The organism is Acinetobacter sp. BWR-L5, assembly GCF_039655985.1.
In the GTDB taxonomy this organism is placed as follows: domain Bacteria; phylum Pseudomonadota; class Gammaproteobacteria; order Pseudomonadales; family Moraxellaceae; genus Acinetobacter; species Acinetobacter johnsonii.
Window position 1 is genome coordinate 146247 of record NZ_JAGFEV010000007.1, and the last position, 19241, is coordinate 165487.

At 40.0% G+C, this 19241-nt stretch carries 18 protein-coding genes; 10 read left to right on the forward strand and 8 right to left on the reverse strand.

Going from position 1 to position 19241, the window contains the following annotated elements:
• The first annotated feature begins 31 nt into the window (after positions 1 to 31).
• The 3 genes from zapE (at position 32) to JZ787_RS13860 (ending at position 4633) form a co-directional block, all read left to right on the forward strand.
• Complete coding sequence (gene zapE, locus JZ787_RS13850; RefSeq protein WP_004696878.1) at positions 32 to 1183, forward strand: cell division protein ZapE; 1152 nt, start codon at positions 32 to 34, stop codon at positions 1181 to 1183.
• A 362-nt stretch (positions 1184 to 1545) separates the two neighbouring features.
• Positions 1546 to 3708: a malate synthase G gene (locus JZ787_RS13855; RefSeq protein ID WP_168159243.1), complete on the forward strand. Its 2163-nt coding sequence runs from the start codon at positions 1546 to 1548 to the stop codon at positions 3706 to 3708.
• Between the two features lie 262 nt (positions 3709 to 3970).
• Entirely contained in the window at positions 3971 to 4633 is a 663-nt protein-coding gene (locus JZ787_RS13860) for an SOS response-associated peptidase family protein (RefSeq protein ID WP_058951883.1), read from the forward strand.
• Positions 4634 to 4638: 5 nt separating this feature from the next.
• Here JZ787_RS13860 and JZ787_RS13865 read toward each other — a convergent pair whose 3' ends face one another.
• Positions 4639 to 5103 (reverse strand): MarR family winged helix-turn-helix transcriptional regulator, encoded by a 465-nt coding sequence (locus JZ787_RS13865; protein ID WP_004696885.1) that lies wholly within the window; start codon positions 5101 to 5103, stop codon positions 4639 to 4641.
• 153 nt (positions 5104 to 5256) lie between these two features.
• Positions 5257 to 5574 carry a hypothetical protein gene (locus JZ787_RS13870; protein ID WP_058869726.1) on the reverse strand — a complete coding sequence of 106 codons (318 nt, stop codon included), beginning with the start codon at positions 5572 to 5574 and terminating at the stop codon, positions 5257 to 5259.
• A 539-nt stretch (positions 5575 to 6113) separates the two neighbouring features.
• Here JZ787_RS13870 and JZ787_RS13875 point away from each other — a divergent pair.
• Together JZ787_RS13875 and JZ787_RS13880 are read left to right on the forward strand one after the other, a co-directional pair.
• Positions 6114 to 7640 (forward strand): TerC family protein, encoded by a 1527-nt coding sequence (locus JZ787_RS13875; RefSeq protein WP_004984799.1) that lies wholly within the window; start codon positions 6114 to 6116, stop codon positions 7638 to 7640.
• Positions 7641 to 7885: 245 nt separating this feature from the next.
• Positions 7886 to 8617, forward strand: coding sequence for a hypothetical protein (locus tag JZ787_RS13880; protein WP_346312620.1), 732 nt, complete (start codon positions 7886 to 7888; stop codon positions 8615 to 8617).
• 24 nt (positions 8618 to 8641) lie between these two features.
• Here the strand turns inward: JZ787_RS13880 and thiM are convergent, their stop codons facing one another.
• The 3 genes from thiM to JZ787_RS13895 form a co-directional block, all read right to left on the reverse strand.
• On the reverse strand, positions 8642 to 9517 hold the full coding sequence (gene thiM, locus JZ787_RS13885; protein WP_346312621.1) for a hydroxyethylthiazole kinase: 876 nt from the start codon (positions 9515 to 9517) through the stop codon (positions 8642 to 8644).
• Positions 9518 to 9528: 11 nt separating this feature from the next.
• Positions 9529 to 10686, reverse strand: a complete 1158-nt coding sequence (locus JZ787_RS13890; protein WP_017397110.1) for a hypothetical protein — start codon at positions 10684 to 10686, stop codon at positions 9529 to 9531.
• A gap of 186 nt (positions 10687 to 10872) precedes the next feature.
• Entirely contained in the window at positions 10873 to 11130 is a 258-nt protein-coding gene (locus tag JZ787_RS13895) for a hypothetical protein (RefSeq protein ID WP_004696895.1), read from the reverse strand.
• A gap of 424 nt (positions 11131 to 11554) precedes the next feature.
• On the opposite strand from JZ787_RS13895, the gene pepN reads away from it, so the two are divergent.
• Entirely contained in the window at positions 11555 to 14164 is a 2610-nt protein-coding gene (pepN, locus tag JZ787_RS13900; RefSeq protein ID WP_346312622.1) for an aminopeptidase N, read from the forward strand.
• Positions 14165 to 14412: 248 nt separating this feature from the next.
• Positions 14413 to 14628, forward strand: a complete 216-nt coding sequence (locus JZ787_RS13905) for a hypothetical protein (RefSeq protein ID WP_004696898.1) — start codon at positions 14413 to 14415, stop codon at positions 14626 to 14628.
• Positions 14629 to 14694: 66 nt separating this feature from the next.
• Here JZ787_RS13905 and JZ787_RS13910 read toward each other — a convergent pair whose 3' ends face one another.
• Positions 14695 to 15138 carry a universal stress protein gene (locus tag JZ787_RS13910; protein WP_004696899.1) on the reverse strand — a complete coding sequence of 148 codons (444 nt, stop codon included), beginning with the start codon at positions 15136 to 15138 and terminating at the stop codon, positions 14695 to 14697.
• Positions 15139 to 15223: 85 nt separating this feature from the next.
• Positions 15224 to 15667 carry a universal stress protein gene (locus tag JZ787_RS13915; RefSeq protein WP_058869721.1) on the reverse strand — a complete coding sequence of 148 codons (444 nt, stop codon included), beginning with the start codon at positions 15665 to 15667 and terminating at the stop codon, positions 15224 to 15226.
• Positions 15668 to 15968: 301 nt separating this feature from the next.
• Between JZ787_RS13915 and JZ787_RS13920 the strand changes: the two genes are divergently transcribed.
• From JZ787_RS13920 to JZ787_RS13930, 3 genes are all read left to right on the forward strand, one after another.
• The gene (locus JZ787_RS13920) at positions 15969 to 16982 is read left to right on the forward strand and encodes an alpha/beta hydrolase (protein ID WP_346312623.1); all 1014 of its coding nucleotides are present in this window, start codon (positions 15969 to 15971) and stop codon (positions 16980 to 16982) included.
• 82 nt (positions 16983 to 17064) lie between these two features.
• Positions 17065 to 17409: an SMR family transporter gene (locus tag JZ787_RS13925; protein ID WP_218288450.1), complete on the forward strand. Its 345-nt coding sequence runs from the start codon at positions 17065 to 17067 to the stop codon at positions 17407 to 17409.
• Between the two features lie 5 nt (positions 17410 to 17414).
• Complete coding sequence (locus JZ787_RS13930) at positions 17415 to 17972, forward strand: TetR/AcrR family transcriptional regulator (RefSeq protein WP_125274980.1); 558 nt, start codon at positions 17415 to 17417, stop codon at positions 17970 to 17972.
• A gap of 66 nt (positions 17973 to 18038) precedes the next feature.
• Here JZ787_RS13930 and JZ787_RS13935 read toward each other — a convergent pair whose 3' ends face one another.
• On the reverse strand, positions 18039 to 19214 hold the full coding sequence (locus tag JZ787_RS13935; RefSeq protein WP_346312624.1) for a benzoate/H(+) symporter BenE family transporter: 1176 nt from the start codon (positions 19212 to 19214) through the stop codon (positions 18039 to 18041).
• Positions 19215 to 19241: the final 27 nt, after the last annotated feature.

A 19241-nucleotide genomic window follows, 5' to 3' on the forward strand; every position in this document is an offset into this window, starting at 1 on the left:
TTGATATAGCCTAAAAACAGTATTAAATGATATGTCAGATTTTAATTCACCTACCGCATTCAGTCCCTTATCTCCTGCAGAGCGTTATGCTCAAGCCTTAGCATCCGGGCAGTTCATGTCTGATGAGGCACAAGCTCAGGCCGTTCATGAGTTGGATCGCGTTTGGCATGAATTAATTCAACGTTTTAAGGCATCTAAAAAAGCATTCCGTCGTTTCCGCCGTCAAACTTCTCCCCGTGGTGTGTATATGTGGGGTGGTGTAGGCCGTGGTAAAACATGGTTGATGGATCAGTTTTATGACTCAATTCCATTTCGTCGTAAAACACGGATGCATTTTCACCATTTTATGCAACATGTACATCGTGAGCTCAACAAGCTTTCAGGTCAGCGTAACCCTTTAGATGCGGTTGCGGATCAAATTTATAAAGAAGCGGTGGTCATTTGTTTTGATGAGTTTTTTGTCTCAAACGTCACAGATGCTATGATTCTCAGTGATTTGTTCCAAAAGCTTTTTGCACGTGGCATTACCTTGGTGGCAACCTCAAACATTGCGCCAGATGGTTTATATAAAAACGGTATTCACCGCGATCGTTTCATTCCAACCATTGAAATGGTGAAACAGCAGTGTGTGATTTTAAATGTAGATGCAGGCGTGGACTATCGTTTGCGTGTTTTAAAGCAAGCGCAACTCTTTAAATCTCCTTTAACACATGAGCACCAACGTTGGATTGCGCAGCGTTTTAGCGCACTGACCCAAACCCAAACCATTTCAGATGAGCCGATTATTATTAATAATCGTATTGTAGAAACGGTCGGGCATACTGAAGATGTTTTATGGTGTGAGTATTCAGAGCTGTGTTTAAAACCACGTAGTCCTGCTGACTTTATCGAAATTGCAAATATTTATAATACGGTGTTGGTGAGTAATGTTCCGCATTTGACCGATTATCTTTCTGAAGGGACGCGTCGTTTTATTTATCTGGTCGATGAGTTTTATGACCGTGGGGTAAAACTGATTTTAACCTCAGAAGATACAATTATCGATTTGTACTCTGGTGATAAATTAGCCTTTGAAATTGAACGCACGCGTTCACGTTTATTGGAAATGCAATCAGATGATTACTTAAATGAAGCGCATCGACAAATACAAGCTGAAGCAAGTAAACAACAAGAAGAAATTTAAAAATATAAGCACCCAAAAGGGTGCTTTTTTTATGTGCATTTTCATCGATTAATTTATCGACTTTTTTGAATAATCATGGCTTAATCAGGATTGAAAATAGGGAGAATATTGGTTTTAAGTGTAATAAACATACAAAACTGCACTTAAGTCTAATTTCGGCATTTCAAAAACTTAATAAACTACTAAAGAGCATTTTGTAAATTGATAATGCTTGTGCCTTGAGTAGTATTTTATTTGGTAGTTTGTATACTTTATTAAATAAAAAATGATCACTATTTCGCACGGTGATATTACTATTCAGCCAAGTTTAAATCGGTATACTAGAATCTCTTGTATAAAAAGTAGCAATATCAGGAAAGACAATGACTGCACGTATTCAAAAAGGCAAGTTAGCGATTGCTAAAGAACTTTACGATTTCATCGAAAATGAAGCACTTCCAGGTTCAGGTTTGGATAGTGAAACTTACTGGAAAAACTTTGAACAAGTCGTTGTCGATCTTAGCCCAAAGAACAAAGCACTATTGGCTAAGCGTGACGACATTCAAGCGAAGATCGATGAATGGCACCGCAACAACAAATTTGAACTTGGAGCTTACAAAGCTTTCCTTACTGAAATTGGCTACTTAGTACCAGAAGTAGAAGATTTCCAAATCAGCACAGAAAATGTAGATGAAGAAATCGCATTATTGGCTGGTGCGCAATTGGTAGTGCCTGTGCGTAATGCACGTTACTGCTTAAATGCTGCAAACGCGCGTTGGGGCTCTTTATACGACGCACTTTACGGTTTTGACGTGATCCCAGAAGACGGTGGCGCGGAAAAAGGTAAAGGCTATAACCCTGTGCGTGGCGACAAAGTTATTGCATTTGCTAAAAACTTCTTAAATGAAACCTTCCCATTAGCGAATGGTTCGCATGCTGATGCAATAAAATATGCAGTTGAAGGCAAAAAGTTAGTTGTGACGTTAAAAGACGGTTCGACATCGACTTTGGCTAAAGAAGCACAATTTGTTGGTTTTAATGGCGAAGAATCTGCTCCAACAGAAATTGTACTTTTAAACAACGGCCTACACGTTGTAATTGAAATTGATGCGAACAGCCCAATTGGTAAAACAGATGCCGCTGGCGTAAAAGATTTAGTTCTTGAAGCTGCTGTAACGACTATTCAAGACTTAGAAGATTCGATCGCTGCTGTAGATGCAGAAGAGAAAGTTGAAGGCTACCGTAACTGGTTAGGTTTGATGAAAGGTACACTTTCAGAGTCTATCGAGAAAAATGGTAAAACCGTTACGCGTACTTTGAATAAAGACCGTACGCACAAAAACTTGATTGGCGGTGAAACAAAACTTCATGGTCGTTCATTGATGCTTCTTCGTAACGTGGGTCATCTCATGACTAACCCTGCGATTCTTGTAGATGGTGCTGAAATCTACGAAGGTATCATGGATGCATTAATCACTCCGCTATTGTCTTTCGCAGATATCAAAGGCGAAAACGAAAACAAGAACTCTCGTAAAGGTTCAATGTACATCGTTAAGCCAAAAATGCATGGTCCTGAAGAAGTTGCTTTTGCTGTTGAGTTGTTTGAGCGTTCAGAACAAGCGCTTGGCCTGCCTGCAAAAACGTTAAAAATCGGTATCATGGATGAAGAACGTCGTACTTCTGTAAACTTGAAAAACTGTATTGCTCAAGCAAAAGACCGTACGATCTTCATTAACACTGGTTTCATGGACCGTACAGGTGATGAAATCCATACCTTTATGGAAGCAGGTCCATTCGTTCGCAAGGGCGAAGTGAAATCACAAATTTGGTTCCCAGCATATGAAAACCGTAACGTGATGATCGGTCTTCAAGCGGGCTTACGTGGTAAAGCACAAATTGGTAAAGGCATGTGGCCAAAACCAGATATGCTTTTAGACATGTACAAAACCAAGATTGAACATCCAGAAGCGGGCGCAAGCTGTGCATGGGTTCCTTCTCCATCTGGTGCTGTCATTCATGCGATTCACTATCACCAATGCAACGTGTCTGAGCGTCAAAAAGAATTATTGAATACAGAGCCTTTATCATTAGATGATTTGTTAACACCACCTTTAGCGACAGATACCAACTGGACTGAAGAAGAGAAAACCAAAGAGCTTGAAAATAACCTTCAAGGGATCTTGGGTTATGTTGTGCGTTGGGTTGACTTGGGTGTAGGTTGTTCGAAAGTTCCAGACATCAATAACGTGGGTTTAATGGAAGACCGTGCAACTTTACGTATTTCATCTCAACACGTTGCAAACTGGTTACGTCATGGCATCGTATCTGCGGCGCAAGTTGAAGAAGTGATGCAGCGTATGGCGAAAATCGTTGATGAACAAAACGCAAACGATCCGCTTTACACGCCTATGGCACCAAGCTTCGATGGTTATGCATATAAAGCAGCGTATGACTTAGTGTTTAAAGGTGGTGAGCAGCCATCAGGTTATACAGAGCCACTTCTGCATGCTGCACGCTTGAAGTTAAAAGGTTATACAGGTGACTAATCTGTAAATCTAAAAAAGCCTCTTCGGAGGCTTTTTTATTGGACGAAATAAGTCGTACTGTATCCTTAGAGTAAATCAATAAGACTGATTTAATTTTGGGTAATAGCAGTGATCTATAGATTGGACTTATTCAAGGCTATGAATGGTTTTAAGCGTAGTGCTAAATAAGTATCTCAACTAGACGCTGCAGATAAAAGCCTTATACAATTCGCTATATAAAGCTCTTCATACTATTGTTAACCACCAAGTTGGATGAAAATCCATGTGCGCTAATTTTAAGCCTCTAACCTTTGCTCAAGTACAACAGTTTGGTCTACCTGAAATTCCGTTTGATTATGTCGAAGAAGTCTATCCTGGTTATGAGCTGCCTTTATTGTTCAAATCAAATATAGGTTTTGAGTGGCGTAAGGTACATTTTGGTTTAATACCGAAATGGGCCGAAGATAAGAGTATTGCAACGAAAACCTATAATGCTCGAAGTGAGACACTCTTGCAAAAGGCTAGTTTTATTGAGGCCACTTCCAAATATCAGTTTGGGGTGATCCCAGTTTTTGAATTTTATGAGTCCAAATATATAGAACAAAAGCCGCAGAGATGGGGTGTTAGACGAAAGGATGGGCAGGTTATTTTTGTTGCTGCACTTTATGAAATCTGTCGTATAGCAGGCGAGGTAGTGCGTTCAGCAACCATGCTTACAATGGACGCCATAGACCATCCAATGATGCGGGAGTTTCATGAGCCGGGGAATGTGAAACGCTCAGTGATCGTGATTCCACATGAACGCTTAGAGGAGTGGCTCAGCTGGAAATCACCGAATATTCAATCCTTTGTACAAGGCTTTTCTGTTGAACAGTTTGAATGTTCACATGTGCCGAAAATAAAAGTCGAAAAAGAGAGTCCCCAACTCAACTTTTTCGACTTTTAAGCGGTTTAGCGAGCTAAATTTTTAAACACGTGTTTTAGGCTTTCCATCATTTTTTCAATTTGCAAAGGTGTTAAGCCTTCAAATGATTGCTCAAGCACAACACTGGTGAGATCATTAATCTTATTGGTCATTTCAACACCTTTTTCGGTGAGAAGAACACGGGTGATACGTGCATCATCTTCACAAGAATAAGTTTCAACCAATCCTTCATCCTTTAAGCGATAAACAATTTTGGTGGTTGTCGACATCTTAGAGACCACCATGTCAGATAAATCAGAAACACTGGCATGTGGCTTTGAATCTAAAGCCAGTAAAATACGACGACGTGAGTTATCTAAACCATACTTTTTTAAAGCATGATCGACATTGAGTACATACTGTGCATGTACTTGTGTTACCCAGTAAAATGGAAAACTTTCTAAAGAAAAATCTTCAGAACCTGGTAGGAACTTACTGTACTTTTTGGTCATGTGACGGATTCCCCGTGAATCGTATTTTTATTTTATAGATCATTTGAACACATTTTATGTGAACACTCATACACTTATCAATACAAAATTACTGGATTTATCATCATAAAGGAAATCTGTTAAAGGATAGCCTTTGCCAGTAATCAAGAAAAGTTAAGCGTGGCTGTTTAGAAGAGACAGGGTATAGCCGTCTTTATCTTGATGGAAGCTCACAATACTTTGTGCAAATTGTACAACTTCATCTTCGACTTCAGCATTCTGGTGAGAATCCAAAGAGAGTTTAGCCATGGGAACACCGTCCTGTAGAACGATAGGCAAGTGCATTTCAAACTTTTGGTTATTATGCGAAACCACAACTTTAACTTGATGCTGATCAAATGAGGAGTCTAAATGCAGATATGCGCCTTCATAGCTAGTATTGGCAAGCATTTTTGACGTTTTATTGAAGGTCAATGCTTTTTCATTGTTCATAGCGATGAATCCTGTCTTCGATTACTTTGATCGGATTGTCAATCCGCGCATCCTTGGTTTGGGTAATTGACCACTTTTACAACAATGCTGGTCGTGTTTCATTTTAGTGAAAAAAATGGATTTGTGAACTAGTGTTTTTAACAAAAAGTGTCATTTATTGAAATCATAAATGTAGTGAATTGATATTTTTTAACTATTATTAAAATAAATAATTAAATAAAAACAATAATTTGTGTTTTATTTGAGATGTGTTTTATTAGAAAAACTAAAAAATGACCGCCGCGTCTAATCTTTATAGAATGCGACAATTGGCATTAAGTGACAAAATTTAGAACAGAGATTTCGATATTTTTATGTATTTTTTGCATAATAAGTAGTCGAATATTAAAATTTTGTTAAAAACCATAAAAAAATTATTACAAGCCAAACATCTCAGGCATAATTATTTCATCTTTAGTTGAACAGGTCATAAATATGGATCCGTCGCCGTGCAGGTCTATGCTTTTAAAACAGAAACATAATTCTGGGGTAATAAAATAATGGAATTTTTATTAGATCCTGGAATATGGGTAAGTTTACTTACGCTTATTATATTAGAAATTGTTTTAGGTATTGATAACCTAGTCTTTATTGCCATTTTGGCTGAAAAACTTCCTCCTGAGCAACGCGATAAAGCGCGTGTCATTGGTCTTTCGCTTGCACTTTTAATGCGCTTGGGCTTGTTGTTTATCATCACTTGGTTAGTCACGTTGACTCGACCGCTGATTACTGTCTTAGATTGGACATTCTCTGGGCGAGATCTGATTCTTTTATTTGGTGGCTTATTCCTAGTCTATAAAGCCGTTACCGAATTGCATGAAAAAATTGAAGGTAAGCCAGAAGTTAAGCTGACCACCAATGTGGTCTACGCAGGTTTCACCGCAGTTGTGGCACAGATTGTGATCCTTGACGCGGTGTTCTCACTGGATTCGGTGATTACCGCGATTGGTATGGTCGACAACATTAATGTTATGATGGTGGCTATGGTCGTTGCCATGGTAGTCATGCTGTTGGCGTCGAAACCATTAATGACTTTTGTAAACCGTCATCCGACTGTAGTCATCTTGTGTTTAAGCTTCTTACTGTTGATTGGTATCAGCCTGATTGCGGAAGGTTTCGGCTTCCACATTCCTAAGGGTTATATCTATTCAGGTATCGGCGTTGCCATTGCGATCGAAGCGTTTAACCAATTTGGTGAGCGCAATGCGGCAAAACATGAAGCGAAAATTCCACTGCGTCATCGTACTGCGGATTCTATTTTAAAACTCATGGGTGGCAAGCTCCAAGCTGAAGACCCTGATCAGCTTCAAGCACAAGAAACTTTTGCGGATGAAGAACGTTATATGATTGGCGGTGTATTGACATTGGCTGAACGTTCGGTCGCGTCGATCATGACACCGCGTAGTCAAATTTCATGGGTCAATCTTGATGATTCACCTGAGAAAATTCGTGAACAGGTACTGTCTGTGCCGCACAGTTTATTTCCAGTGTGCCGCGGTAGCTTGGATAAAGTGATCAGCATTGCGCGCGCCAAAGAATTGCTCGATGTTTTAGATGATGAAGAGCAATTGAAAGACCTGATCAAACGTCATCGCCCAATTTACATTTTTGAAAAAATGAAAGTCATTGATGCGATTAATACGTTAAGAACGTCTAAAGGTTCATTGGTTTTGGTGAGCGATGAGTTTGGTAATGTGCAGGGCCTTGTTTCACCGCTTGACGTATTTGAGGCGATTGCTGGTGAATTCCCCGATGCCGATGAGCAACTTGATTTGGTGAAGATAGATGATCAGACATGGAAGGCGACAGGCATGCTGGATTTATATCAGCTGGAACTGGAACTTGGCATGATCGATTTGGTTGAAGAAGATGCAGGCTATATCAGTGTTGCCGGTTTAATCCTAGATAAAACTCATGGTGATGTACACGTTGGAACTCAACTGGACTACCGTGGTGTTCACTTTGAAGTGCTTGAGTTGGATTCAAATCGAATTAAGACAGTCAATATCACCTATCGTACTGCTTAATCATTGCAAAAATAGATTGTGAGAAAAATGTCAGCCTCGTGCTGGCATTTATTTCTGCTTATAAAATAAGCGCTATGTACTTAAATAAAAAGCAGTTATTCTATGCCCGCAATTGGGCTGTTGTATTTGGTTCTTGACGTTATCGGTTTGGTGAAGACATTTTTTTCTATACCTATGGTGGTCAAAGCATTGCATTTAGACCATGACAGTAAAACAAATGATTAAAATAAGAATGGAAACACTTCATGCAACTTATGGAAAATGTCGTTGATTTTAATAAACTTTCAGTAGAGAAAAAACAAGTTCTATTTGAAGAGCTTGAAACTTTTGATCGACAAATTTTCCCAAATGCAATCCCAGCAGAACTGCATCAATTGTTGTATAACCCTTATGTAGTGGCATTGCCAATTATTCGTTTTTATCATCGCGGAAAAATAGTTGGGCAAAATATTATTGCCATCTTGAAGCTTAAGACAGCGCATCAACCCTTATATATTATTAGCTCGCGAGCAGCTTTTTTACCTGACTACCGAAATCAAAACAGAACACTTTTATCCGCAATTCGAGTGACCTTGGGTTATCGTTTAAAATATCCTACGCGTCAGTTATGGTTTGTTTCGAGTTTAATGCAGCCAAAAGTATATCGGCTGTTTGCTTCACGTTCAAAACACTTTTATCCGCGTGCAGAAGTGCCAATGCCTGAGGATTATTTACAGGTTCTTGATCTAATGCAAAACCGTCATGTGAATGTGCAACAACGCAGTGATGATGTGTTTGTGCATCCTTGTGTACTGCCACAGACCACGCCTGAACAATTGATACGGCTTCGAAGTCGGGCCAGCCGTCATATCAACTTTTATATGCAACATACGCCTGATTATTTTATTGGTATGGACTTAATGTGCATTTGTAAATTAGATTTATTGACTCTGCTAGAAGCGGCGATGAACGTGTTTTTAGGGCGAGAAGTTACCTAAGCAGAAACTCTCGCCATACTTTATTTAGGCAGAGGTACGGATAAGCTGTATATCCGCATATTCATAAATGGTTTCAGCTTTCATTTGATGAATGTGATCCATAAACGCTACATTAAAACTTCCTGTGCTTTGACTTTGGGCATAAGCAAACTGCCCAGCAATGGCAAAGTGGACATGCGCAGACAGCGCTGCAATGACAGGATTGGTGACGGCGCTATAGGCTGCAATTAATGCACCAAGGGCACAACCGGTAGCTGTAACTTTGGGTTGTAAATGCGAACCACCATTGACTTGGATTACAGCATCAAGTTGTTTGGAAAGGATGTAGTCAGACTCGCCAGAAATGGCAATGACTTCAGCCTGTGCTAAAAGTGTTTTTGCTTGGTGGTAGACATCGGCACTGCTTGCCGTACTATCAACGCCTTTGGTTTCGATCTGGTTCCCTGCAAGTGTACTGATTTCCGATGCATTGCCACGAATAACGGTGGGTTGAAAAGCTAAAAGCTGATCTACCATTTCAGAGCGCCATTTTAAAAATGGCCCATATCCTACGGGGTCTAATACCCAAGGTATGTTTTGCTGCTGTGCGGTTTGTGCCGAGATTTGCATGGCTTGCATTTGTTCAGAGGTTGGTGTACCTAGGTTAATACTGAGCGCTGCACTAATACGGGTGAAACTTTCCGCCTCAAAGGGATTATCAATCATGGCAGGTGAAGCACCGGCAGCCAATAAAACGTTGGCTGCATAGTTAGCAGCCACACTGTTGGTGATACATTGCACCAAAGGTTGTTGCGTTTGCAGCGCAGTCCAAGCTTCAGCAACATATGCCACCAAGACATCGGTTTGGTCTTGAATCGATTGTTTTGTGTTAAGCAAGGACAGGTCTAAAAGCTGGGTCATAGTGGGTGCCCTTATTTGGTGAAATAGTGGTCTTGGTGCTTACATTTGCGACAGAATAAAGTCACATATTGGTCAGCATCATAATCTACGGTAAGCTCATTTGAACCGCAGTACATACAGCGTTTTTGCGAATAGAAGCTTAAACGCGGCTCAATTTTTTGCCATGATCGAGAGACAGGTTGGAAGAAAATGGCTTCGTCATAGCCTAAAAAGCGGAAAAATAAAACTTCGCTCATTTTGCTGAATGGTAGGTTATGCGGTCGAGGCAGCGTTGAAGTTTCCCATTTTTCAGCCACACTGCGTTCACGGTATTGTTGTAAAGTTTTTTTCAACAAGTTGGTATTAATAAAGTTTTCATTTCTGGGTTGTAAGGCTTTACGTTCATATAAATACTCCAATGCAGTTTGGATTAAATAATAAATTTGTCCGACCGCGAGTACATCGAGTAAACGATAACAAAACACTTGGAAACTGTTATTTCCCGCAATTTGAATGCCCCACGTACGGCAGTAAAACTGCATAAATTGGATAATTTCCTGATAGAGCAATTGGTACAAGGCATTTTTGACTTCATCCGCGGTCTTAAAAGGCACACCAAGGCTAAGATTTTCATAAAACCAATAACGTAATTGCTGCGTAACACTAAATAGGCTAGGTTCAGAATAGCCGTCCAAACGTACATTAATATAATACTGATGGGCTTCACTGGCAAAATCTTTGGCAACGAGGATTTGTTCTTTTACCAGTTGTTTGACGAGACTATTTTGAAACAGATAATTGGGGGTGATACTAAAATATTTGATCTGTTCCCAATCAATAAACTCTTGATGCTGTGTATGTTCTTGTGCGTAGTCATCTAACAGGGCCAATAAAAATAATTTATGCATAAAACTGAGTTGACCCAGTTCAAACTCATAAATGTCCTTGGTTTTGGTTTTACGCTGTTCTTGCTGACGAGTTTCTTTCAATATTTTTTTGCGCTGGGCTAAACAACTGTCGCAGTGGCAATTTAGATTGGAATTGCTAAAAACACGATGTTGGCAGTGGCTACATTCATGAAAGTTAATTTCTTTGTCGTATTGTTCAGCATCCACCCAAAACATGGCCGCCTGACAAAGTGGACAAGGCGTGCTTTCATCAAGTTGTTTGTGCAAAATTTGAAGCGACATAAGATGAATTTGAAACTCAGGATTTTATCAAATTATACACGCTAAAATTTCAGAAAGGCGTTGTAAATTGCAGTGTAATTGAACAAGCAGATCTGCTTTTTAAATGCTAGAAGGGTGAAGTAATGCAGTGGCGAATATAGGGCGAAAAAAATACGGCATACACCGTATTTCTTGTAGAAGTAAAATTTAAACGGGGCAAGGTAGAGAGTCATCTTCCATACCTAATTTCTTAGCTTCAATCATGGCTTGAACTTTTTTGCTCGGCAATTTTTTACTCCCCAGTGTGTCGTAGTGATTTAAAATGCTGCTGACATCGTGGGCTTGTAAAGGCATTCCTTCGCAGCTCATGAACAGGGCAATGACTTTATGATCAATTTTTGCAGCATGCATTGCTTGCAGCATTTTTATATTTTCGACGCGGACGATATGGTCTTTTAAGTACATCTCACACCTCTATTTGTTTTGCTTAAGTTTTATCATGCGCTATGCATATTTAGATACAAGCAAAAACTGTGCACAAAATGTAGCCGATTTGAAAATTAAGTTAGATATTTGAAAAGAGCTGGCTTTATATCTTATCGATGTCTTTAAGTTTCTCAGCGCTAGAATGGTAGAGAGCTAATGGCACTGTGTAAGTGTAAAGGGTGGTGCAAATATTGCTAAACAAGCACGGCACGATGTGAGGAGTTGTCTGTTTCTTATTCACTTGGCGCAGTCATATGAGCGGGATAAGACAAATAGAATTGAAAAGCTTGTTCAACGTGCCCATATAAATATCATTCAACATACACAGACAGCATGGCAAACTTGTCGTATGATCAAAACATACACAATATAAAGCTGTAGACCAATAGCATTAGGACATGACATGAATATTGCGGCAAATCCAATTATTGAAGCAGATCAAACCGTCTATTTAAAAGATTACCAAAAACCATCTTTTTTAGTAGACAGCATTCACCTCGATATTCAGGTCTATGATGAGCATAGCAAAGTTGATGCTGTACTGGAGCTGACGCGCCAAACTGAGGGTGATTTGGTTTTACTTGGGCGTGATTTAGAGCTGAAAAGCTTAGTGCTGAATGGTCAGCAACTCAGCCAAGAGCAATATGTGCTTGATACTGAGCAGTTGGTGATTCGTAATGCACCAAATCAGATCAAGCTTGAGACATCGGTGATCATTCATCCTGAGTCAAATACACAACTTGAAGGTTTATACCAAGCCGCATCAGATTTGTTTGTTACCCAAAATGAGCCTGAAGGATTCCGTAAAATTACCTTTTACCCAGACCGTCCTGATGTCCTTTCAGTCTTTACCACACGTGTAGAAGCTGACAAAAAATATCCAGTGCTCCTTGCCAATGGTAACTTGATTGAAGCGGGCGAGGCGGGCGAAGGTCGTCACTATACCATTTGGCAAGATCCAACCAAAAAACCAGCGTATTTGTTTGCTTGTGTGATTGGTGATTTGGCTGTTCTAAAAGATCGTTATGTGACCTCTGAAGGCCGTGATGTGGCTTTGGAAATTTATGCTGAAGAAAAAGATATTCCGAAATGTCATATTGCAATGGAAGCCTTAAAGCATTCAATGCGTTGGGATGAAGAACACTATGGTCGTCCCTATGATTTAGACAACTATATGATTGTGGCTACCAGTGCGTTTAACATGGGTGCGATGGAAAATAAAGGTCTAAACATCTTTAATACGTCATGTGTTTTGGCGGATGAAGAATATACGACAGATGCCGCGATTATGCGTGTACAGTCGGTAATTGCCCATGAATATTTCCATAACTGGACAGGTAACCGCATTACTTGCCGTGATTGGTTCCAATTGTGTTTAAAAGAAGGCTTAACGGTTTTCCGTGATCAATCTTTCTCAGAAGATTTGCAGTCTGCTGCGGTTCAACGTATTGATGACGTTGCGGTACTCAAAGCGCATCAGTTCCCAGAAGATTCAGGCCCATTGTCTCATCCACCGCGTCCTGACCATTTTGTGGAAATCAATAACTTTTATACTGCAACGGTCTACGAAAAAGGTGCGGAAATTAACCGCATGATGGCTACCTTATTGGGCAAAGAAAAATTCCGTAAAGGAACTGATGAGTACTTTGAACGCCATGATGGTCAAGCTGTGACCGTTGAAGACTGGGTAGCCGCTTTAACCGCAGGTTCAGGCGTAGATTTATCCAATTTCTTAACATGGTATAACCAACCTGGTACACCAAAGTTAGAAGCGGAAGGTCATTATGATGCTGCTGCGCAAACCTATACTTTAAACTTTAAGCAAAGTTTAAAAGCACATCCTAAGTATCCGAACCTAAAAGCTGTTCCAATTCCTGTCGCTTTAGCACTGTTCGATGCTGCAACAGGTGAGCAATTGGTTTTAAACTCAGACAGTTTATTTGAAAATGCAGTCAAAGACGGTGTGTATCTTTTTGACCAAGACCAAGCCAGCATGGTGTTTAGTGGTTTAAGCACGAAACCTGTCGTGTCATTACTGCGTAATTTTTCTGCGCCCGTCAACTTAGAATTTAACTATACCGATGAAGAGTTGGCGTTCCTGATTCAATACGAAACCAATGGTTTTAACCAATGGCAAGCAACGCAAACACTGCTTGAGCGTATTTTACTCAATGGTCATGATGCGCATATTTATATTCAAGCTATTAAAAACACACTGCCAGATCTCGTTGAACAAGATCCACTCTTGGCATCACGTTTATTTGATGTGCCAAGTGAAGGTTATTTAGGTAGTCGCATCGACACCGACTACGAACCAGCGAAGATTCAAGAACAACGTAATGCTTTAATTGAAAAACTGGCACGTGAGTTAGGTGAGTTCTGTAAAGACACTTATTTAGCTTTAGACCCAGATTTGCAAAAAGAGTTCTCACAAGCCATGGGAGTCCGTGCGCTGAAAAACATCATGCTCAGTATGATGGCACGTCAAGGTGATGAAACCGCTTTTGAACTGGCGTATCAGCAATACGAAGCTACAGGCAATATGTCTGAGCGTTTAGGTGCACTACGTGTCTTGGTGTGGAACGATGCACAGCAAGCAGAAGCGGCTTTACATGATTTTTATCAACGTTTTAAAGATGAGGCTTTGTCACTAGATCAGTGGTTCACACTTCAAGCGGCACATCCTTGTGCTACGACGGAAACCATTCAATACCTCACTTCACATGCCGATTATGATTTGGGCGTGCCGAACCGCATTCGTTCAGTGAGTGGTGGTTTAAATGCAAACCCAGTGAACACATGGAGTTTTGGTGTGGATCATTTCATTGGGCTGGCAAAATATTTAGATGAGAAAAACCCAATTGTTGGTTCTCGTTTACTTCAAGTTTTGTCTCGCTGGTATAGCTTGGCAGAGCCACAGCGTAGCGAAGTGAAAGCAAAGCTTGAGGCTTTAAAACCACAAGTGAAATCTAAAAATGTCAGTGAAACTTTAAGCAGTATGTTAAGTATTTAACTCATCTACGCATAAAAAAAGCCAGTCTATTGACTGGCTTTTTTTTATGTAAACTGAAGAATGACAGCATGAAGAGTGCACATTAGTATTTTTATAAATAATGAACATTCATGTGAATAGTGTGAAATAAATCGCATTTTATGGGTATAATGTTATGGCATAACAGATGATTAGCTCAATATTCTGTATTTTTTTCGGCTTATGTATACAGGCTATTGGGCAGACAAACATGTAGAGTGTAAACAGATATGTTAGTTAAAATTGAAGATGGGTTTTATTTAAATACCGTTCATATTATTGCTATTCGTATTGCGAAAAGTGCTGAACTGGGAACATTTCAAGTCAATGTTGAATATAGTCCGCATAACCATCAGGCTTCGGGTTTATTTCAAAAAACTTTTATGCAACAGTCGGCAGCAGAGCATTATTTGCAAAATTTGCATCAGCAGATTAGTAAAAGCTAATAAAGTGAACAAGTTCTGCCAAATAAAAAAGACTGCTTCGGCAGTCTTTTTTATTTAAAACAATACTTAAACTTTTACGATCAGCACAGGTATCGGAGACTGTGTGAGAACATTCTGCGCCACACTACCTAACATCATCTTTTTAAAACCTGTACGGCCATGTGAGCCCATCAAAATTAGGTCTGCACCGACTTCATCGGCCACATGAATAATACCTTCAGAAGGAGAGATGCCGCGGATCACTTTGGTATCCACCTCAATTTCATCACGGTCAAATGAGAGCTTTACTTCGGCTAAACGGTCTTGAGCGACTTTTTCAGCATGTAGGAAATAGTCGGTGATGGCTGGTGCTACTTTATAAAAGTCGACACCGACAAATGGATCGACCGCAATCACGCTCATGAGCGTCACACGACTATTTAAATCTTTGGCCAACTCAAGTGCTTGTTCAACAGCAGCATAAGACATCGGGGATTCATCGACGGCAACCAAAATGTGTTTGTAGCTCATTATCTTCTCCTTAATGGTGCATCTTTATGCGGATTATTTTGCAGTACATGCGAAATCAATTCATATAAAGACGCGTTATAGTTGATTAAGCTTTAACAATGAGAACTGGGAGCTCAGTAGACTTGAGAACATCTTGAGCAAAGCTGCCTAATAGGAATTTTTGAAAGCCTTTACGGCCATGTGAACCCATCACAATCAAGTCATTTTTTAGTGAAGCGGCTGCTTCGACCACAGCATCTTCAGAGACTTCACCTTTGATGATTTTAGACTGTGCTGTTATACCTTGTTCTTGTGCAATTTGAACAGCATCCTGAAGGGCTTTCTCAGCATTGTTGTAGGCTTGTATGAAATAGTCTTTCATGATTGGAGAAGTATAGTAAAAATCAGCATCTTTGAGAGGGTCTTCAGCAACTAAGCTAATCAATGTGAGTTGACTGCCAAAAACTTTGGCAATTTCAGCCGCTTGTTTAACCGCAGAAAAAGAAATTTGTGAACCGTCAACAGGGACTAAAATATGTTGGTAAGCCATCAGAGGGACTCCTTTTGTATAAGATTTAGTTCTTAATTTATTGATAACACACTGCCATTAAATGTTCAATTTTGATCGGGCTAAAAATTGAAAATTCATGAAATTTAAAGAAAATAATTCAAAAAAAAGCCGATTTACGTCTCCAAAATCTTGAGTGAAAAACTCAAGTTTCAGATTTAAAGCAATATTCTCTAAAAGATGCTTCTAGTGTTTAAATGAGGCTGAAATGTGACCTGTTTAATCATGCGATGTGATAGAGATTGTATTAGAATCATTTGAAAAAAGGGTGGGGCCGAACAGTATGATTTTTCAATCAATAATAAAAGTACTTAGTACTGTTTTCATGATTGTGCTTTTGAGTGCGTGTCAAAGTGTAGAAAAGAACACCAAACTGATTGCGGGAACGTTCAATACAGCAACCAATATTCAAATGAAAATGCTAGATCGCTTTGCGCCTCCCGATGTCATCGTACACAATAATATTCCATATCAAGCTAGTCCTGAGCTGAATGTTGATATCTATCAACCCAAAAATATTGAACAATTAAACACAGTGCCCACGGTGGTTTGGATTCATGGCGGCGGATGGGTTTCGGGGTCAAAAGAGCATGCGCGAGGTTATTTTAAGCTTTTAGCTAATCAAGGCTTTAACGTGGTCTCGGTAGAGTATCAGTTTGCACCTGAGGCTATTTATCCCACTCAGTTACAGCAAGTCGATCATGCACTGAATTTCTTACAATTGAATGCTGCTCAGTATCATATTAACCCGAACCAACTGTATTTAGCAGGAGACTCTGCTGGAGCCAATATTGCCAGTCATTATGCTGCACTTTTGACTAATCCCGCATTTGCTCAAGCATCCAATTTTAAGCCGAGCATTCAGCCGAAACAGCTTAAAGGGCTAATTTTGCATTGTGGTATTTATGACTTATATCGCTTTGTAAACACCGCTCCTGAGGAACTCAGGCTCATTGAATGGGGCGTTTATAACTTGGTTCAAGCTTATACAGGGGAGCGTAAAGAGGATGCAGAGTTTTTAAAGTCAATTTCAACCAGTGAACATATTACGCCACAGTATCCATCTGTCTTTATCAGTGGAGGAAATAAAGACTTTTTAACCAAGAGCCAGTCTTTACCTTTCGTCGAGGTGTTGAAGCAGCATCAGGTTGCAGTCACGGAGGCTTTTTATCCAGACTCTAAGGAGTTTTTGGTGCATGAATATCAGTTTATGATGAGTAAACAAGCCAGCCAGCTCACCTTTGATCGAACTATTGATTTTATAAAACAGACCTCAATGCCGACTGAAACAAAATAAAAAAGTATACAGAAAGACTTGTTTAATTTTTAGTATTTAAATAACATACCGACCGATTGGTATGTTTATTATTGAGTTCCTGATGAATCCTATATTAATGGCTTATGCATTGCTGGCGATGGCAATTATTTCTGAAGTGATTGGTTCGACTTTTTTGGTAAAGTCGGAAGGTTTTACCAAGCTATTGCCTTCTCTGGCCGTAGTGGTTCTATTTTCGTTGGCATTTTATTTATTGTCTCAGGTGATTAAAGTGATTCCATTGGGTATCGCTTATGCGATTTGGGCGGGTGTTGGTATTGTTTTAACCGCTCTGATTGGTTACTTTGTTTTCCGACAAAGTCTAGATCTCGCAGCAATGATCGGTATTGCACTGATTGTTTCTGGTGTGGTCGTAATTAACTTATTTTCAAACTCAACAGGGCATTAACTTCGATGCAACAAGCAAGTCCACGTAAAAAGGCACCGGAACAGGTTCGCCAAAGTATTCTACAACATGCGATCTGTTTGGCTGCTGAAAAAGGCGTGACTGGGGTTTCCATACAAGCTGTGGCTGATTTGGTTGGTGTGAGTAAGGGCGGGGTTTTTCATCATTTTCCAAACAAACAAAAGCTACTTGAAGCGATGGTTGTGGAACAGCTTGAACAATTAGATCGTGTTGTTGATGAGTTGATTAGCCAAGACCGAGATCGTTATGGTTGCTTTACCCGAGCCTATATTGAAATTACTCTAGAAAAGCAGGTGCTAGGCTTGGAGCATTCTTGGTCAGCTATTTCGATGATTATGCTGACGGATCGTACCTTTAATGAGTATTGGATTGAGTGGCTGGAAAAACGTTTAGCACGACATCAGGATACAGACAATGATTTGGAGCTTAAAATTTTGCGCTATGCTGCAGATGGCATTTGGCTCACGGCATTTACTGAGGTGGAAAATTTGTCTGAGACCATGCAACTTAAGCAAGAATTGATTCAACGAAGTTATCAGCATTAATTTTTCAAGTTAGCAATATTTAAAAATAAAAAAGCACCCATCGAGGGTGCTTTTTTATATGAGGGCTTAAACTTTTTTGGCTTTAAACTTAAATATAAACATAACCGCAAAACCAAAGAGTAGTCCCCAAAAGGCAGAGCCAATGCCAAAGAACTGTACCCCAGATGCGCTGAATAAGAAGGTCATGAGGGCTGCCTCACGGTCTGATACCGCTTCAAATGCAATCGCGATGTTATGGCTAATGGTGCCAAACAAAGCAATACCAGCCAATGCTGTAATAAAAATCGCAGGGAAAGAAAGCAAAAGACTGGTCAGGGTGGCTGCGAATAGTCCCATAAAGATGTAGAAGAAACCACAACTCATCCCAGCAATATAGCGTTTCGATGGATCAGGGTGAACTTGTTCATCTAAACTGACAGCTGCACTAATTGCTGCGGTATTGACACTATAACAGCCAAAGGGTGCGAGTAAGGCTTGAGCGGTGCCCGTCCATCCAATCAGTTGATTGACGTGGGGGTTATAGCCATAGCTTTTAATCATGGCAATACCCGGTAAGTACTGCGATGCCATATTGATCACAAACAAAGGTAGCGCTAAACCTAAAATAGCAGACATACTGAACTCAGGTGCCATCCAAACAGGTTGCGCTAGGCTCCATGTGATTTGAGGAGTATGAAAGTCTAAGAATAACGGGCAGAGTAACAAGCCTGCAATCACTGTAATGACAATGCAATAACGTGGGGTAAGTCGCTTAGAAACAATATAAGCCGCCAGCATGGATAAAATAAAACCCCAATGGTCTTGCATACTGGCGAACAATGAAATACCAAACTTCAATAACACACCTGCCAGCATGGCACTGGTTAGGCTTTGCGGGATATACGTCAGTACTTTTTCAAAGATACCGAAAAAGCCTAAAACGGCGGTAACTAAACCACAGACCAAAAATGCGCCAATTGCTTCATGTAAACTATAACCACTGCCTGTCGCAATAATTAAGGCCAGTGCTGCCGTAGACCATGAGGTCGATACAGGATATTTAAGTTTCCAAGATAAAAGCAGGCCACTCAAACCAATACCCAGACCTAAAGCCCAGAACCATGAGTTGATTTGCGCGGTATTTGCACCTAAGACTTGGGCGGATTGAATGACCAAGACTGAAGACACACTAATGCCAATGAGGAAGGTAATAAAACCTGCGAATACTGCTGGAACTGAGAAATCTTGAAATAATTTTTGCATGAAGATCAAAACATAATTTGAATGAGT

What these genes read in the sequence shown, in the direction of transcription:
- pepN (WP_346312622.1), top strand. Translation starts at nt 11,555, where the DNA reads ATGAATATTGCGGCAAATCCAATTATTGAAGCAGATCAAACCGTCTAT.
- JZ787_RS13865 (WP_004696885.1), bottom strand. Translation starts at nt 5,103, where the DNA reads ATGACCAAAAAGTACAGTAAGTTCCTACCAGGTTCTGAAGATTTTTCT.
- zapE (WP_004696878.1), top strand. Translation starts at nt 32, where the DNA reads ATGTCAGATTTTAATTCACCTACCGCATTCAGTCCCTTATCTCCTGCA.
- JZ787_RS13930 (WP_125274980.1), top strand. Translation starts at nt 17,415, where the DNA reads ATGCAACAAGCAAGTCCACGTAAAAAGGCACCGGAACAGGTTCGCCAA.
- JZ787_RS13935 (WP_346312624.1), bottom strand. Translation starts at nt 19,214, where the DNA reads ATGCAAAAATTATTTCAAGATTTCTCAGTTCCAGCAGTATTCGCAGGT.
- thiM (WP_346312621.1), bottom strand. Translation starts at nt 9,517, where the DNA reads ATGACCCAGCTTTTAGACCTGTCCTTGCTTAACACAAAACAATCGATT.
- JZ787_RS13875 (WP_004984799.1), top strand. Translation starts at nt 6,114, where the DNA reads ATGGAATTTTTATTAGATCCTGGAATATGGGTAAGTTTACTTACGCTT.
- JZ787_RS13890 (WP_017397110.1), bottom strand. Translation starts at nt 10,686, where the DNA reads ATGTCGCTTCAAATTTTGCACAAACAACTTGATGAAAGCACGCCTTGT.
- JZ787_RS13920 (WP_346312623.1), top strand. Translation starts at nt 15,969, where the DNA reads ATGATTTTTCAATCAATAATAAAAGTACTTAGTACTGTTTTCATGATT.
- JZ787_RS13855 (WP_168159243.1), top strand. Translation starts at nt 1,546, where the DNA reads ATGACTGCACGTATTCAAAAAGGCAAGTTAGCGATTGCTAAAGAACTT.
- JZ787_RS13905 (WP_004696898.1), top strand. Translation starts at nt 14,413, where the DNA reads ATGTTAGTTAAAATTGAAGATGGGTTTTATTTAAATACCGTTCATATT.
- JZ787_RS13880 (WP_346312620.1), top strand. Translation starts at nt 7,886, where the DNA reads ATGCAACTTATGGAAAATGTCGTTGATTTTAATAAACTTTCAGTAGAG.
- JZ787_RS13895 (WP_004696895.1), bottom strand. Translation starts at nt 11,130, where the DNA reads ATGTACTTAAAAGACCATATCGTCCGCGTCGAAAATATAAAAATGCTG.
- JZ787_RS13915 (WP_058869721.1), bottom strand. Translation starts at nt 15,667, where the DNA reads ATGGCTTACCAACATATTTTAGTCCCTGTTGACGGTTCACAAATTTCT.
- JZ787_RS13860 (WP_058951883.1), top strand. Translation starts at nt 3,971, where the DNA reads ATGTGCGCTAATTTTAAGCCTCTAACCTTTGCTCAAGTACAACAGTTT.
- JZ787_RS13870 (WP_058869726.1), bottom strand. Translation starts at nt 5,574, where the DNA reads ATGAACAATGAAAAAGCATTGACCTTCAATAAAACGTCAAAAATGCTT.
- JZ787_RS13925 (WP_218288450.1), top strand. Translation starts at nt 17,065, where the DNA reads ATGAATCCTATATTAATGGCTTATGCATTGCTGGCGATGGCAATTATT.
- JZ787_RS13910 (WP_004696899.1), bottom strand. Translation starts at nt 15,138, where the DNA reads ATGAGCTACAAACACATTTTGGTTGCCGTCGATGAATCCCCGATGTCT.